The organism is Cupriavidus sp. GW823-FHT07A04 (assembly GCF_058794615.1).
This window is the reverse complement of the sequence record NZ_JBXAHA010000022.1, coordinates 42,437-57,907: the sequence shown is the minus strand read 5'-3', so window position 1 is coordinate 57,907 and position 15,471 is coordinate 42,437. Positions and strand designations below refer to the sequence as shown.

Below are 15,471 nucleotides of genomic sequence, written 5' to 3'. Positions count from 1 at the left end.
GTGGCGCACGGGCGCGCAACGCTGACTTTGATGAGAGATTTCTGTGCCCCCAGCAGTGGGGCGGGTGATGACGTGCCGACCGGCCAGGCTACTGCCGCAGGTCGGTGACGACGGGCATCTGGGTATTCTTGCTGCCGCCCCAATCGTCGATGCTGTTGAACTCGACTGTCGCTGGCGCGGTGGGCATCGATTCCAGCCCCTTGACCGGGAAGGTCTGCGACGCGCCGGGCAGCACATGGCCCATGCCGGCATCGAGTGTCGTCCCACCCATCTTCAACTGGACGCTGCCAAGGCTGACGACATAAGGGGTCGGGTTGACGGTTTTCAGGACATACTGGTGCTCGCCTGCGCCCCTGGTGAGCTGCCATTTGAGCTGGGCGGGGGCTTCCTCGGCTCTGCCGGGCAGGCCGGTCGGCCGGTACATCAGTTTGATCCGTGTGCGAAAGGCGACCTGGAGCAGGTTGCGCTCATCCTCGGCGCTCGGCTTCGGGGGAACGTCCAGCACGTTGAGCCAGAACAGCGTTTCCTTGTCAGTCGCCATCGGCTCGTTGGTATGGATCACACGCAGGGTCTGGCCTTTGCCCGGCTCAACCCGGAACATGGTCGGCATGAGCGTGAACGGCACGTCGATCTTGTCCGGCGTTTCATTTTCATTGCCGTTGCCCTTGTCGATCCAGGCCTGAACCAGCGAAGGGAGCTTGCCATCGTTCGTGAGCTTGATGGTCATCTCGCGCTCTTCGGCGGGAAAGACCAGGCGGGTTCCTGACACCACGACCGTGGCATTGGCCGTTGTCGCAATCGATGCGGAAACAATCGATGCCGACGCGATCGCCATCGCGCTCAACAACTTCGGAATGCTGTGTCTCATCTTGACTGTCCTTTGAGTTATACCTCCTGTCGCAAGCCGCCGACCCGTTCAGGCCGGGCGGCTTGCAAAGCTGGTACGATCAATCCCCGGAAATCAGGGATCCGTCTTCGCGCTTAGGGATACATCAGGGTGTATTGCACGAACGAGTTCGCGGTACCCGCCGTTGCCACGCCAGTTGCCGTGTATTCGGCGGCGTAGGTCATCTTCGCGGCACCGCTGGTGGCATCGATGTCCACGATCTGCGAGTTCTGGTCGGCGCTGGCTGCACCCACCTTGATCGGCTTGAACTGATCGTTCAGCAGGCTGATTTCCACGTTGCCCGCGGCGTCGGCGCCTTGCAGCTTCAGACGGCCGGTGTCGGCGTTGACGCTCGTGCCGGGTTCGAAGGTAACCGAGACCTTGGTCGGTGCATCCTTGGCGACGCTGCAGCCCGTCAGCGCGAGGACGAACGGCGTACGGCCCGCAGTGGCGCCAGCCTTGGACAGCGCGCTGGTGCTCGCGCGCGGCAGCGCCACGGTCAGGTCGTTGGTGCCGGCGTTGATCTTGCAGGTGGAGGCGATCACGTTGCCGGTGAAGTTGATCGTGCCGTCGGCGGCTTGCGCCGAACCGGCTGCGGTCATCAGGCCAGCCGTTGCCAGGGTGATTGCCAGAATTTTCGTTTTCATTTTCAAGTTTCCTCTCGGAGGTTGTTAAAAGTAAGTTGCAAAGGTTGCTTGAAATGCGTGGCCACTCAGCAATATCGCGAGCGAACGGCTTTGCATTCATGCAAGGGTCGAGGCTGCACACTCGTTCATGAGTGATTACCTCGGTACTGAGTGGCTCACAGCCGGTACTGTGGGCGACCCGGTATCAGGGAAGCCAGCCAGAAGATGGCGGGGTGCCGCTGCGAATGCAGTTCATCAATGCTGGCTATGACTAATGTCATTGCCATACTTGATGAGATCAACATTGCTCTTTATGCCGAGCTTTCGCATGGCGCTCATCTTTTGGCAGCTGATTGTCTGCTTGCCCTTCTTGAGAAGGACTGCGATTTCACCGACGGTCAAGCCCGATATATAGAGGCGCATTACCTCGGTTTCTCGGGCCGAGAGCGGTTGTGACCGATCGATGCTGGACTGCAAGCAAGCTAGCGCCAGGCGGACCCGTGGAGAAATATATTCCCCGCCTGAAGCGCTGACATGAATGGCAGTGATTACCTCGGTTGCATCATCATGCCGACCCACGATGGCGGAGACGCCAAGGGCCAGAACAGACTTGATGATGGCGGGCTGCTTGTATCTGGTCAGTACAACAATTTTCACGTTTGGGTGAAGCCGGCGGAGGCGGGATAAATAAGACAGCCCATCGCCGGATTCTCCACCACGAATGGAGTAGTTGGTTACAACAACATCACAACTGATGTCGGACAAAGTGCTGAAGAGTTCAGCTGACGATTCACATGACGCCAGGACATTTATCGTCGGAATTGAATTTAGTGCGCATTTCAAGCCATCCAGTATCAATGGAGTGTCGTCGGCTATCACCACGTTTATATTTAATCTACGCATATTAACCATGGCCCCTTTGTTTGCTGATTGTCTGGTTATCCCCTATAGCGATGGTGGCGTGTGGAGTTGCAATATGTGTATCTTCTACGATTCTTCGTCCCAGATACATAGGACATGTACGAAATTTTCAGGGCTTAATAGGACAAGTCCTAATTTTTACAATTGTTGACACTTTTCATCCCCAGGGTCACAGGCGGGAATTCCATCAAATTTTCATCTGCGGCCCGGCATCTCCGGCGACATCAGGGCGCGCTGTGGCGCGGGTTTCGGGGTGGCAGCCAGTGTTGCGGACGCTACATAACAGCGCGCAGGTGGCCGTCTTGCCGGGCTTGTGTTTGGCCGTGCCCAACGGGCTGGTGCTTGAGCGAGGCGCCAGGATGGCTGGCAGGGCGCCCGCGGCGAGGCGTTCAGGGCGGTTCATGAGGCAAGGCCTTGTTGTGGCCGATGCGAGCCGGGAGGCGGTCAGCAAGGGCGGGAGGGCGGGGAGCGCGGTTGCCTATATGGCGGCAGCCAGGAAAACGGCAGCGCTAAAGGAGAGGGCGCGCCACGGATCGCCACGAATCACAACGAATCACCACGATCCGTTTCCAGGCAAAGGTCAAAACGACGACAGGTGACCGTAATTGACGGTCGACGGCAGCGCCATGCGCCGGATCAGCTTGCGGAGAAGAAGCGTGGGACGGCGTCTTGCTGGATGGCGGGCGATATCAGGAAGCCTTGCGCCCTGTGGCAGCCAAGCTCCTGGAGAAGCCGCCGTTGGGCTTCGGTCTCCACGCCTTCTGCCACCACGGTCAGGCCCATCTTGCGCCCAAGCTGCACCACGCTTGAAAGGGCGGCACGGAAGGCGTCGATCATGATGGCGTCCTTGACCATGGACCGGTCCAGCTTCAGCTCCGTGAAGGGCGTCGCCACCAGCCTGTAGAACGAGCTGAAACCGCTGCTGAAATCATCCTGGGCCAGGCCAAAGCCGTGCATGCGCAAGCGGCATGCGCCAGCGTAGTAGTTGCTTTCCTGCGTTTCCATGGAGTCTTCGGTCAACTCGAAGCAGATGCGCCGTGGATCGCCCTTGGCCGCTTTGACCTGCGCATGCAACCGATCGGGAAGATCCGGGTCATCCAGCAGCCTGGTCGTGAGGTTCACGGAGACGGCAATATCGTGGCCGCAGGCCTTCCAGTCTTGCTGGGCGGCGAGCGTCTGTGCCAGCATGGCCTGCAGCAAACGGTCCTCAAGCCCCTCGCGCTCGATGGCGGGCAGGAAGGCGCCGGGCAGCAGGAGCCCGAATTCCGGGTGTTCCCAACGCACCAGCGCCTCCGCGGCATGGCCCAGGTCATCGACCAGCGCGTACTTCGGCTGGAACCAGGCTTGCATTTCGCCGTTTTCCATGGCGGCGATCAGGGCGTCGCGGTGAAAATCCGGGGTGTTGCCGGGGCGGGCGGGACGGACACGCTTCACGCTCTCGCCATACGCGCCAAGCGCCGCATGCACGCCTTGCTGGGTGAGCGGCTTCGGCAACGTTGCCATCACCGCGATGCCCCGCGACTCAGCGACCTTGCGGGCGCCCACCAGTATCGGCCGCGGCGCGGTGCTGGTGATGACCAGCGCCGGTGCGAACGCGGACGTAGGCAGGCTCTGGATGATCTGGATGCCGTCAACGCCGGCCACATTGAGGCCGGTGACAACCAGGTCGAAAGGGCATTCGCCCAGGCGCTGCAAGGCTTTGGCTCCATCGGTGTAGCCTTCCACATGATGGTCGCCCTGACAGGCGAACATCTGCATGGTGGTGGAGAGATGCAGCGGAGTCTCTTCCACGACCAGGATGCGATGACGGCTCGCATTGCCCGGAACCGCGGGCTTATCGTGGGTGCGCGCGCCGCAGCCATGCAATGGCGTGCCATGGAGTTGGGCTTGATGCAGTGCGAGGGTGCTGAGAGATCCTTTCATACCGACAGGATAAAAGGATGGCAGGCATTACTAAATAGGACGAGTCTGATTCTGCAGGTCAGAGTGAAAGAAATCGACGCGTCAGCCATGCCCGGCTGGCAATTGAGGGGGCATCGGCACGGATCGTATACCATGGATATGGTCTACTTCGCACTTATAGGCGGAAAAGTGATCGAAGAGCATCATTTCGGCCGGGGTTGAAACCCCTGGCGCCGTGTGTACCAAGAACGGTACGTGGCGACGTTGCGCTGTTTGCCATTCGTACCATGGGGTCTTGTGCAATTTTCTACAAGCGTGGGCTTGATGGATGACTTTCATTTGCGTGTCATGGTGGCGGACGATCACCCAGTCACGTTGCTTGGGATTGCCCATTCGCTGCAGGGGGCCGGCGGCATTGAGGTAACCGGCACAGCCTCGAATTCCACGGAGCTGGTCGATGCGCTCGGCAAGCAGCCGTGCGACGTGCTGGTGCTCGACTATGTCATGCCGGACGGTAAGTACGGCGACGGACAAGCACTCATCTCGATGATCTTGCGGCGGTACCCCGAGGTGCGCATCGTGACCATCACCATGGTGGACGATCCCGCGGTGCTGCGCGCCATCCAGACGCTTGGCGTGACCTGCATACTGAGCAAGTCCGATGCCATGGCGCATATCGTCACCGCCGTGCATGCCGCCTATACCGGTGGGCAATACGTGTCGCCCACCGTGGCGTCCTTGCTCGAAGACCAGGAGGACCCGGGCGCCACGCGCAAGCTGAGTGCCCGGGAGGCGGAAATCGTGAGATTGTTCCGGGCGGGCTACAAGGTGGGCGAGATTGCTGCCCAGCTGCATCGTAGCAAGCAGACCATCAGCGCGCAAAAGGTTGCGGCAATGAAAAAGCTCGGGGTCACGCGCGATGCGGACCTGATCCGCTACAGCGGCAACGAGACGCAGCCGGAGCCGGAAGACGGCCAACAGGAAGCGTGACGCCGGGCTGAGCGCCTGATAGATCCAACAGAAGCAGAATGATGTCAACGTCGCCGTGAAACTGAAGCCCCTTGTCAGGCACCGCATTTCCCGCGGCCGCCGCGACTTCAATCCAGAGTTGATGAAGCGGTATCAGCTCACCCTGCTGTACGGCGGTGGTGCCGCACTATCGGCTTTCATCCTGCTGTGCTCGGTGCTGGCCGTGTGGATGGCGGCCAGTGACTACAATGCGGCCGCGCGCGCGGGCTTTCTGACGCAGCAATCCAGGCTCCTGGTCAGCATGACGGGGGCCAGCGCGGTCCTGAAGCGGGGCACGGGCTATGCGGAAGGCGTGTGGGACCGCCATGCGCTGCCGTCGCCAGCCTTGCGTGAACAGTACCTTTCCAATCATGGCCAGTTGCGGATCATTCAGGATTCGGGCCGCCGGGTCTATGCCGTGACCACCGAGGTCAGCGACGCCCGGCCCGCTGCGAGCTTCTTGCCGCTTCTGGCAATGGTGGAGAAGCAGCTCAAATCCAGTGTCGTGCTGACGCGCACGCCCGAGCTTTCCGCCAACACCTATTTCCTTTCAGTACAGGGGGATTTCCTGGCCACGCTGCTCCGGTCGGGAAGCGGCTACGCGGTACCGGTGTCCCGCCTGCCCGATGCGCTCCGATTGTTCAAGGAGGCTTGGCCAGACGTCGTCAGCCTCACGCAGGCCGCGCAGGAGCATCCCGAAGCCACGCCGGCGGACGTGATCTGGATGGCGCCGCAATTCGATCCGCTATCGGGTGAACTGGTGGTCCGCTTCGCACAGTTCCTGTTCGACAGCGATAGGAGGCCGCTCGCCGTCGTCGTTGCCAACAGGCGTCCAGGCCGGTTCCTGAATGGCCTGCAGAATCCGGTCGATGGGGGCGAGTTCGCCATTCTCGACGGGCACGGCAAGGTGCTGTTGACGCCTGACGCCGAGCGCAGCGACTTCATCAACCATGTGGCTGCCACGCATACCGCCGCGGCGCGGCCGGGCGTGCAACAGGCCTTCAGGGACGGCGTTTTCAAGATCAGTGAGCGCCTGCCAGGGACGGACTGGACCCTCGTTTATGCTTACACGCCTTACACCATCCTGGCCGGCCTGAAGTATCGCCTGCTGACGATCAGCGCCCTTGCCTTGGTGGGATGGTTGGCGTTGTGGGTCCGCATTGTCATCTACCGCCGCAAGATCCTCATTCCGGGCTACCAGCGCGCAGTGCGCCTGAAGGAGAGCCAGAAGCTCAACCGCGCGCTGATCCATACCGCACCGGTGGGCCTTAGCCTGCTTGCGCAGGCCGATGGCCGTGTGATCGTGGGCAACAACGTGATGGCGCGGTATGCCGAGCAGATTGGCGCGCCGCCGCTGAGCCAGCGCATGTGGGAGCTCTATCGGCGCGCGTCGGAGGCGCGTCCGGGCCGTCCGAACAGGAACCGGCCGTTGATCGGCCAGGAGCTGACCCTTGGGACGGACACGCAAGCCTTGACGCATCTGCTGGTGAACTTCACCCATGTCAAGTATCGCGGGGAGGCGGCGCTGCTTTGCGCGTTGCACGACATCAGCGCGCAGAAGAAGACGGAGCAAAAGCTCAGGGAGGCGCGCCAGGCTGCGGACCAGGCCAACAAGGCCAAGTCCACGTTCCTTGCCATCATGAGCCACGAGATCCGTACGCCGCTGAATGCGATGATCGGCTGCCTGGAGCTGATGGGGCGCGCGCCATTGTCTGCCGGCCAGCGGCGAAGGCTGGAGATCGTCGAGTCGTCGTCCGCTTCGCTGCTTCGTATCATCAACGACGTGCTGGACGTGTCCAAGGTGGAAGCGGGGCAGCTGACGTTCGAATCCATTCCTTTGCGTTGCGACCAGCTGCTGCAGAATGTGCGCGACACGTTCGCGCCGCTTGCGGAGGCCAAGGGCCTGGCGCTGGCTTGTGAAATCTCGCCCGGTGCCGCCGGCTACTTTCTTGGCGATCCGACCCGGATCCGGCAGGTGATTGCCAACCTGGTCAGCAACGCGATCAAGTTCACGGAATCCGGCCAAGTGGTAGTCCGCGCCGCCTTTGTGCAGGACAACGAGACATCTGTCGTGCAGTTCGAGATTGCGGATACCGGTATCGGGATAGATCCAGCCGTCGTGCCAACCCTGTTCGCGCTCTACACGCAGGCTGACAGTTCCATCCATCGACGTTACGGAGGCACCGGCCTCGGGCTGCCGCTGTGCCAGCGCATCGTGGAGGCAGCGCAAGGCCATATTTCAGTCAGCTCCACGCCGGGGCAGGGCAGCACCTTCACGGTCAGGTGGCCATTGCAACGCACGGAGGCGCCTCCCCAAGTCGCACAGGCCGGGAGAGCGGCGACAGCCAAGGCATCGGACGCCGCCAGCGCGGTGGAGTCCGGTGATGGCGAGCGGCCCATCCAGGTGCTTGTCGCGGAAGACCACCCGGCAACCCGTGCCATGCTGGCCGACCAGCTCGAGCAACTCGGCTTTGACGCGACGATTGTCGAGGATGGCGCGAAGGCATTGGAGGCGCTTGCGCAAAGGCAATACGACATCGTGCTGACGGACATCGGTATGCCGGTGATGGATGGCTATGCCTTGGCATCGGCCATCCGGCAGCAATATCCAGGCTTGCCCGTCGTAGCGATGAGCGCGCATAGCACACCGGAACAGGCGCAGCGCAGTCTGGAATCGTCCATTTCCACGGTGCTGGTCAAGCCCTTGCCGCTCGCGGTGCTGGGGCGCGTTCTGCGCTCGCATGCTGGCCGAAGCGCGCCAAAGGAATCCGATAGCGGCAAGACATTGCCCGAGTTGCCGGAATTGCCGGAATTGCCGATTACCCCGCAGATCTGTGAGGCGATGCACTCCGCCACGCGGCAGACCATGGCGGCCATGACAGATGCCTTGCGGGCGGGCAACGCCGACGCCGTACTCAATGCACTGCACTCGCTGAGCGGAGGCTTCGCACTGGTGGGAAATGCGACCCTGGCGGAACTATGCAACGGCCTGCAGCAGTTGGTCAGGAGCGAGGGGCTCGAGAGCTTCCAGGGGCTATGGCCGGCGTTCCAGCAGGAAATCGAGGATGCGCTGGGGGAGTTGAAGGCCTGACGGCGGTCATCGCGGCGGCTTGCGAATGCGGCCGCGGCAAATCGGCTCGCCACGAGCCGCGGCAGAATCCCCCTTGCGGGGATGCAGGCTAGCGCTCGGAATACAAACTCGATCATGCGTGGCTATTGCGCTACCATAGGCAGCTTTTTCATGTTCTGCAAAGAGCTGGCGGCCTAGTCGACAGACGTTTGCCGGGTCATGTTCCCCGCTCTTTCAGCGACCCACTTAAGGATACCTTTCATGTCGCTTCGCCTGTTTCTCCGACGCGCGCTGCTCTGCGCCGTCACGCTTGTTCCTGCCGCGCCGGCTCTCGCATACTTCGACTCGTTCATCCATGGCACCGTGATCGGGAGCATGAGCCAGAAGGAAGCGGCCGCACTATACAAGACGGTCAGCAAGACGCTGGACGATGGCGCCGACGGTGCGGTGGTGCCATGGACCTACCCGGCGTCGGGAAAACGCAAGCCAATCGAGGGAAATCTGACGCCGATGAACGGCAAGACCGATAAAGGCCAGTCCTGCCGCCAACTGAAGCTTCAGTTGAAACGCGCGGACCAGGAAGACAACTGGACCGGCTGGTTCTGCAAGCAGGGCGACGGGCGCTGGCGCTCGCGCAAGCTCAGCGACGGTTGAGCACCTGTCTGGCTCGGCATCCGCAATGGCGCCGTCTGGCATTTCATTGGCGGTTCGGCTGCGATTGATATCGTGGCAAATATGATGCTGGAGAAATCCGATGGATTTCGAAAGGCTTGGTGGGGAGTTGGTGCAATCCTGCTCCTTTGGGCAGCTTTCCTCTTACTGGGCCAGGCCATCAAGAGCATGGATATCGCCGTCGCCTATGCAATGTGGGGCGCCATCGGCATCCTGGGAACCGCAGTTTGCGGCCGGCTACTTTTCGGGCACCGCTTGAAGCCGCTCGGATGGATAGGGATCGCCTTTGTGATCGTGGCCGTAGTCGTTCTCTCATTGGTCGAATAGCGGCTGCGCAAATAGCGCGAGTGCGACAGCTCCAGCACATAGCGCACCGGGCGGTCCAGGGCACGCAGTCCGGTGGGCGCCCGCCAGCGGGCATGCAAATTACCTTGTGACGAGATGAATTCTCTCGCTTGCACTATCCATGGGCGTGGCGCAGGCACCAAAGCGGCGGGAAAGCAACGGGAAAAGTGGGGCAATCTCCGCAAGATGTTCTAGAACAACGAGAACGTCAACAACCGGCGCAAGACCGACGGGTTGCACTGGCCCGCCGACTCCGATGCCGAAAAAAGCCCGCTGGGGCCGGATGCGCTGGTGATGGGCCCCGATACGCCCGCCGCCGAAGCATTCCATGGCTACCACTACCGCATCGTTACGCCTGGCAAAGGCAGCGAGGCAAAATACGTGTTCCTGGCGTGCCCGGTGGCGTATGGCAAGACCGGCACGCAGACCTTCGCGCTCGACAGCAGCGGCACCTTGTACCAGCGCGATCTTGGCGCCGGCACAACCTTACGGGCCAAGGCCATGAGCGTGTTCGCGCCGGACGCAGGCTGGGAGAAGGTGGAGTAGGGCTGAAGCGGGCTCTCCTTGACCCGCTCCCTCGTGTCGGGCGAGCGCTTAAGCCGGACCGCGCCGGACCACGCCGGACCGCGCCGGACCGCGCCGGACCACAACCTGGCCCTGAACCCAGCACCGGATCCGCTTCTTCTTGCACGCGCTGCCGATCCTTGGCGCCAACGCCGGACAGGCACACTGGCCCTTGCCAGAAGAAGTGCCGATCAAGACATGCTGCGCTAAACGCGCTGCCTCGATTTTCGCGCTCAAAGTGCTCGCCGGCTGCGGCGAAACCAAATAACTTCCTTCCGCATAGCTTGTCACGTGGCGATCTAGGCACCGCATCGCGATGTGAAGTACAGCTTTCCATATCTCACGCCTAGACTGCAACTGTGTTCTATTTCGACGCACGCATGTGTGCTTCTTATGAATACAGCTTCGCCCCTACTATTCCTTCCAACAAAATCACGCGTGGCCAGTTCCAGTCCCCAAGGCTCGCTGACGCGCATTCATTGGAGCTACCGTCGTGAGAGACGAAGCAGGGAAGATAAGCGAAGTCCGCCCCCACCTTGTCGCTGGGTCGCACCCCGGACGAATCGACATCATGGCGCTGCCCGGCATCAGCGCCATCAGATTTGACACATGCTGTTCGGCCGCGCAGTTGCAATCGGACGATCAAGATTTCCGCCACCGCGATGCGCTTGGCGGTGACCCGGTTGGAAGGAGCGTCCATTGAAGCTCTACGAGAAGTTCGCCGATGATATCGAGCGGCTGATCCAGCAGGGTGTCTACCGCCATGGCGAACGATTGCCTTCCGTACGGCAGGCTAGCCAGCAGCACCGGATCAGTATCACCACGGTACTTCATGCTTACCTGCTGCTGGAAAGCCGCGGCCTGCTGGTGAGCCGGCCGCAGTCCGGTTACTTCGTCGACCTGCAGCGCGGAAGCGACGAGCGGCAAATGCAAGAATTGCGAGCCTCGAAGCCGATCGCCATGTCTGCCTCGGTGGACGTCAGCCGGCTGGTGCTTTCGACGTTGCGCTCGATCGGCGCCGGCGATGCCGTACCGCTCGGCTCACCGTACCCGGATCCCGTTATGTTCCCGTTCGAGAAGCTGAACCGGTATGCCTATATGTCGGGCCGCGAAAAGACGCTCTGGAACGTGACGAACGCGCTTCCGCCCGGCAATCCGCGCCTGGTCCGGCAGATCGCGCGCCGCTACCTTGAGAACGGCATGCCGGTCGACCCGAACGAGATCATCGTCACCGTCGGCGCGACCGAGGCGATCAATATCTGCCTTCAGGCAGTGGCAAAGCCAGGGGACGTGATTGCCGTCGAGTCGCCAACGTTCTACGCCATGCTGCACGCGATCGAGCGCATGGGCATGAAGGCGATCGAGGTGTCGACGCATCCCGAATACGGCATCGATATTGCTGCTCTGGCAGGGATCGTGAAGTCGCAGCCGATCGCAGCCTGCATGGTCATGCCCAACTTCCAGAATCCGCTTGGCTTCCAGATGCCGGATGAGCGCAAGCGGGAACTCGTCGAGTTACTGACGAGAGCGGACATTCCGGTCATCGAGAATGCCGTGTACAACGAGCTGTACTTCGGCGACACGCATCCCAGCACGTTGAAGACCTATGACCGCAAGGGCATCGTTTTGCATTGCTCGTCGTTTTCGAAGAGCCTGACGGCAGCCTATCGCATTGGCTGGGCGCTGCCAGGCCGCTACCGCGATCAGGTCGAGAAGCTCAAGTTCCTGAATACCCTGGCAACGCCGACGATTCCGCAGCTTGCCATCGCGGAGTATCTCGAGCGTGACGGCTTCGAGCATCATCTGCGGAGGATTCGCAAGGCCTACGCGCAGCAGGCCAACCTGATGCGCGCCATGGTTTCCCGCTTCTTTCCGGAGGGAACGCGCATGTCCAGCCCGGCCGGCGGCTACGTGCTCTGGATCGAGCTACCCGCGAAGGTCGACGCCATGCAGCTCTATCAGCTAGCGCTAGACCGCGGCATCACGATCGGGCCAGGGTATATGTTCTCGAACTCCGGCAGCTACCGGAATTTTATCCGCCTCAACTACAGCAGCCCGTGGTCGAGTCGGATCGAGGAAGCGGTGATCGAGGTCGGCAAGCTCGTCGCGATGTGTGCCCGCTGACGGAAGGCGGGTGGGGCGATACCGGGGTGGCCCTGCGTCCAGGGCCCTGCCGTCAGGCATCGGTCTGGCATCGATCAGCCGCCCGTGACAGGCGGAAAGAACGCGATCTCGCTGTCCTCGCGCACCACGAAGGCGCCATCGACCAGTTCCAGGTTGACAGCGGCCCGTACCGGCCGGTGGGTCTGCAACGCTTGCGCCGAGCGTGCGTCTCGCGATGCGAGCGTTTCCCTGATGCCCTCTACGGTGATCCCGGGCGCATGGATATCGACGATCTCTTGCGTGACGCCAAGATGTTCACGAATGCTGGCGAAGTACCTGATGGTGAGTTTCATGTGCGCTGTCCTGTTTTCGGTTTCTGGCTGGATGGGCGGGGGGTCAGCCCCAGCGGTTCACAGCCAGCTCGTCTCGTGCCTTGGATTCGACCCATTCCGCTGTGCCGTCGCGTCGGATCTCTTTTTTCCAGAAGGGCGCGTAGGTCTTGAGGAAATCCATCAGGAACTCGCATGCATCGAACGCTGCCTCACGATGCTGAGATGCGACGATGACAAGGACCACCGGATTGCCGAGCGCGATACGACCGATCCGATGCACGATCTTCACGGCATCCAGTCGCCACCGCGCGTTTGCCTCCTCGATGATGCTCCATAGTGCCCGTTCGGTCATCCCTGGATAGTGTTCGATCTCAAGCGCCGCAACATCGTCGGCGTCACCGAACTGGCGCACGACCCCCAGGAAATTCACAACCGCACCCACATTGGGATTGCGCATGATGGGATCGATCTGCGCTGCGAAGTCGATCGGCTGGTGCTGCACGCGCACCTCGAAGCCGGCGGCGATGGCACGCTGCGCAAAGTCCGCGCTCTCCGTGCTCTGCGCGACGTCTTCGGCGCGAGCCTCACTGCCCGTGCCGGGCGCGTCGTCGGCTGTCATCTTTGGATGGAACGTTGATGTCATTGTTGTTCTCCAGGTATCGGCTTGCTTCGTACCCACTGGTGAAGATTCAACCCCCGACGAGCGACATGCGGACAGTCGGGTAACGCTGACTCTGCCCGTTGCTGCGGGCCGTTGCGCGCAGCTCGGAATAGCGGTCGGCGCGGCCGGTCCACTGGTGACGGATCGCCTGCGCCAGCTGTGCCTCCGACGCGCTCTCCGACAGCCAGGGTTTGAGGCTGGTCCCTTGACTGGCGAACAGGCAGGTATAGAGCTGGCCGTCAGCCGAAACGCGCGCACGTGAGCACGATCCGCAGAACGGCTGCGATACGCTTGCGATGAAACCCACCTCGCCGCCGCCGTCCGTGTGACGGTAGCGGAGCGCGGTGCTCGATCCCGGCCCCGGTTCGACGGGGGTCAGGGGAAACTCGGCTTCGACCCTATCCCGGGTCTGCCGAGCCGTGAGCACCGCGGCATCGGACCAGAAGTCGGCCCCGCCGACGTCCATATATTCGATGAATCGCACCACCACGCCAGTGCCTTTGAACAGGCGCACGAGTGGGAGGATCTGGCTTTCGTTTACGCCCCGCTGCACCACCGCGTTGACCTTGACCGGCGCAAGCCCGGCGGCGGACGCGGCCTCGATGCCGTCCAGGACGCGCGACACAGGCACGTCGGCGTCGCTCATACGCCGAAATACGGCGTCTTCTACCGCGTCGAGACTGACGGTCACGCGGCTCAGGCCGGCGTCCTTGAGCGCGCGGGCCTTGGCGGCGAGCAGCGTGCCGTTTGTCGTTATCGCGATTTCCAACGGCTTGCCAGACACGGTCGTCAGCTTCGCAAGCTGCTCCACCAGTGCTTCCAGGCCGCGCCGCAGCAGTGGCTCGCCCCCGGTAATGCGGATCTTCTCGACACCGAGCGACGTGAATGCTTTTGCGATCTTGACCATCTGCGTGAACGACAGACGGTCGGCCGATGGCATGAATGCGTAGTCGGCAGGGAAGACCTCCCGTGGCATGCAGTACGTACAGCGAAAGTTGCACTGGTCGATGACCGAGAGGCGCAGATCGCGCAGCGGGCGACCGAGCCGGTCAAGCACATTGGCATCGGCATCGACGTCAGCCGATATGCGGGTGTCGGCAAAGAGGGAGGCAACGTTCTGCTTGATGGCGCTCACGATCTATCCGGTGGCATGCGAGGCGAGACTGTGGAAGGGCCGGTCTCCGGCATCTGTCTTAAGGCTTCGGGCCGGAGGGCGAGCGCGGCCGGTCTGCCAATGCGGCTGGCCTGGACTCAGCATAAGCCGGACCCGGGCGGGGTCGCGCATACAGTTCGCCGAGGATCCGAAGAGTACAGTTACGCATCGCAAAGCTCGAGAATGGCCTGCGGGAAGCGTATCGGCGCATGGCCCTTCATCGCATCCCGTGCTGTCTGCTCGGCGCCATGGCATCGATTGCCGCGTCGCAGGCCGCAGGCGTGTACTCCACGAAGCCGTCGCCACGGCAGAAGCAGAGCAGCCGGATCCCCGCCTGGCGCGCGATGTCGATCGCGAGGGTCGTGGGAGCCGAGATTGTCGCGATCATCGGGATATGGAGGCGCGCGGCCTTGCGCACAAGCTCGTAGCTGGCGCGGCTGGAAAGCAGAACGAAGCCGGCGCGCGTGTCTGCCTTGCTTCGTGCAAGCTGGCCAATCAGCTTGTCGAGTGCGTTGTGCCTGCCGACGTCCTCGAAGACCTCGAGCACGGCACCGTCCCTGGTGCACCAAGCCGCGGCATGGACGCCCCCCGTCTTGCGCATGAGCATCTGGTGCTCGGGCAACTCGCGAGTGGCGCGCCAGACGGCTTCGGTGCCGATGTCAGCCGCCGAGCCCGCGTGAAGAATGCGCGCCGGCTCCAGGTCCAGCAGCGCGATGCTCTCGATTCCGCAGACGCCGCACCCCGAACGCCCGGCGAGTGATCGCCGCCTTCCTTTCAGGATGGCGAACGCCTCCTGGGAAATTGTCAGCCTCACTTCCGCGCTGCCGGCATGGAAGAGCACTTCCATATCGAATACGTCGGAGGCGCGCTCGACAATCCCTTCGCTGAGCGAGAAGCCCAGCGCGAATACTTCCAGATGGATGGGCGTGGCCATCATCACGGCGTGCGAGATGCCGTTGAACACCAGCGCAACGGGCAGTTCTTCCGCAACGTGATCCGAGATCGGAAACTCGTCGCCGTGCCTGTGGCGTATCACCGTGCATTCGACGCTACCGGTTCGATCCATGACGGACGGGCATTGCAACATTGGGGACCCCTTGAAGGCATTAATTCAGCAGTTCAGAACATTCGTGAGTACGGCATGCCGCATGCCGTGGGCAGTCCGCGTCAAGCCTGACAGTTGGATTTATATGCGCCGCCGCGCCAAATCGCTAGAGCACAGATCCGA

The 15,471-nt window shown here is 62.0% G+C and carries 16 protein-coding genes and 1 pseudogene; 6 read left to right on the top strand and 11 right to left on the bottom strand.

All coding sequences use genetic code 11. The annotated features are described in order from the left end of the window. Positions 1 to 88 precede the first annotated feature (88 nt). The 4 genes from AC1Q7Q_RS31900 to AC1Q7Q_RS31885 all read right to left on the bottom strand — a co-directional run bounded on the left by AC1Q7Q_RS31900 (position 89) and on the right by AC1Q7Q_RS31885 (position 4,224). On the bottom strand, positions 89 to 835 hold the full coding sequence (locus tag AC1Q7Q_RS31900) for a fimbrial biogenesis chaperone (RefSeq protein WP_492376522.1): 747 nt from the start codon (positions 833 to 835) through the stop codon (positions 89 to 91). 146 nt (positions 836 to 981) lie between these two features. Continuing rightward, positions 982 to 1,533 (bottom strand): fimbrial protein, encoded by a 552-nt coding sequence (locus AC1Q7Q_RS31895; protein WP_492376523.1) that lies wholly within the window; start codon positions 1,531 to 1,533, stop codon positions 982 to 984. A 234-nt stretch (positions 1,534 to 1,767) separates the two neighbouring features. Continuing rightward, complete coding sequence (locus AC1Q7Q_RS31890) at positions 1,768 to 2,424, bottom strand: response regulator (protein WP_492376524.1); 657 nt, start codon at positions 2,422 to 2,424, stop codon at positions 1,768 to 1,770. 645 nt (positions 2,425 to 3,069) lie between these two features. Beyond that, the gene (locus AC1Q7Q_RS31885) at positions 3,070 to 4,224 is read right to left on the bottom strand and encodes an EAL domain-containing response regulator (RefSeq protein WP_492375079.1); all 1,155 of its coding nucleotides are present in this window, start codon (positions 4,222 to 4,224) and stop codon (positions 3,070 to 3,072) included. A gap of 435 nt (positions 4,225 to 4,659) precedes the next feature. Here AC1Q7Q_RS31885 and AC1Q7Q_RS31880 point away from each other — a divergent pair, with 435 nt between their 5' ends. After that, on the top strand, positions 4,660 to 5,325 hold the full coding sequence (locus AC1Q7Q_RS31880) for a response regulator (protein ID WP_492375078.1): 666 nt from the start codon (positions 4,660 to 4,662) through the stop codon (positions 5,323 to 5,325). 429 nt (positions 5,326 to 5,754) lie between these two features. On the opposite strand, the gene AC1Q7Q_RS31875 is transcribed toward AC1Q7Q_RS31880, so the two are convergent. Both AC1Q7Q_RS31875 and AC1Q7Q_RS31870 read right to left on the bottom strand, forming a co-directional pair. Continuing rightward, a complete protein-coding gene (locus tag AC1Q7Q_RS31875; RefSeq protein ID WP_492375077.1) occupies positions 5,755 to 5,880 on the bottom strand; it encodes a hypothetical protein in 126 nt (41 codons plus the stop codon). A gap of 208 nt (positions 5,881 to 6,088) precedes the next feature. Beyond that, positions 6,089 to 6,295: a hypothetical protein gene (locus AC1Q7Q_RS31870; protein WP_492375076.1), complete on the bottom strand. Its 207-nt coding sequence runs from the start codon at positions 6,293 to 6,295 to the stop codon at positions 6,089 to 6,091. 366 nt (positions 6,296 to 6,661) lie between these two features. Between AC1Q7Q_RS31870 and AC1Q7Q_RS31865 the strand changes: the two genes are divergently transcribed. From AC1Q7Q_RS31865 to AC1Q7Q_RS31850, 4 genes and pseudogenes are all read left to right on the top strand, one after another. After that, complete coding sequence (locus tag AC1Q7Q_RS31865; RefSeq protein ID WP_492375084.1) at positions 6,662 to 8,434, top strand: hybrid sensor histidine kinase/response regulator; 1,773 nt, start codon at positions 6,662 to 6,664, stop codon at positions 8,432 to 8,434. Between the two features lie 240 nt (positions 8,435 to 8,674). After that, a complete protein-coding gene (locus AC1Q7Q_RS31860; RefSeq protein ID WP_150985900.1) occupies positions 8,675 to 9,067 on the top strand; it encodes an RT0821/Lpp0805 family surface protein in 393 nt (130 codons plus the stop codon). A gap of 18 nt (positions 9,068 to 9,085) precedes the next feature. Then, positions 9,086 to 9,412: an SMR family transporter gene (locus AC1Q7Q_RS31855; protein ID WP_492375083.1), complete on the top strand. Its 327-nt coding sequence runs from the start codon at positions 9,086 to 9,088 to the stop codon at positions 9,410 to 9,412. A 240-nt stretch (positions 9,413 to 9,652) separates the two neighbouring features. After that, positions 9,653 to 9,976, top strand: a pseudogene (locus tag AC1Q7Q_RS31850) (DUF2950 family protein); the annotation flags it as partial. Positions 9,977 to 10,385: 409 nt separating this feature from the next. Here the strand turns inward: AC1Q7Q_RS31850 and AC1Q7Q_RS31845 are convergent. Beyond that, the gene (locus AC1Q7Q_RS31845; RefSeq protein WP_492375075.1) at positions 10,386 to 10,694 is read right to left on the bottom strand and encodes a hypothetical protein; all 309 of its coding nucleotides are present in this window, start codon (positions 10,692 to 10,694) and stop codon (positions 10,386 to 10,388) included. Between AC1Q7Q_RS31845 and AC1Q7Q_RS31840 the strand changes: the two genes are divergently transcribed. Beyond that, a complete protein-coding gene (locus AC1Q7Q_RS31840; RefSeq protein ID WP_492375074.1) occupies positions 10,694 to 12,118 on the top strand; it encodes an aminotransferase-like domain-containing protein in 1,425 nt (474 codons plus the stop codon). The genes AC1Q7Q_RS31845 and AC1Q7Q_RS31840 overlap by 1 nt on opposite strands. A gap of 74 nt (positions 12,119 to 12,192) precedes the next feature. Here AC1Q7Q_RS31840 and AC1Q7Q_RS31835 read toward each other — a convergent pair whose 3' ends face one another. The 4 genes from AC1Q7Q_RS31835 to fdhD form a co-directional block, all read right to left on the bottom strand. Then, the gene (locus AC1Q7Q_RS31835; protein ID WP_416048496.1) at positions 12,193 to 12,450 is read right to left on the bottom strand and encodes a MoaD/ThiS family protein; all 258 of its coding nucleotides are present in this window, start codon (positions 12,448 to 12,450) and stop codon (positions 12,193 to 12,195) included. A gap of 43 nt (positions 12,451 to 12,493) precedes the next feature. Further along, on the bottom strand, positions 12,494 to 13,072 hold the full coding sequence (locus AC1Q7Q_RS31830) for a molybdenum cofactor biosynthesis protein MoaE (protein ID WP_492375073.1): 579 nt from the start codon (positions 13,070 to 13,072) through the stop codon (positions 12,494 to 12,496). A gap of 46 nt (positions 13,073 to 13,118) precedes the next feature. Then, on the bottom strand, positions 13,119 to 14,177 hold the full coding sequence (moaA, locus tag AC1Q7Q_RS31825) for a GTP 3',8-cyclase MoaA (protein WP_492375082.1): 1,059 nt from the start codon (positions 14,175 to 14,177) through the stop codon (positions 13,119 to 13,121). 283 nt (positions 14,178 to 14,460) lie between these two features. Continuing rightward, positions 14,461 to 15,330, bottom strand: coding sequence for a formate dehydrogenase accessory sulfurtransferase FdhD (gene fdhD, locus AC1Q7Q_RS31820; RefSeq protein WP_492375072.1), 870 nt, complete (start codon positions 15,328 to 15,330; stop codon positions 14,461 to 14,463). Positions 15,331 to 15,471: the final 141 nt, after the last annotated feature.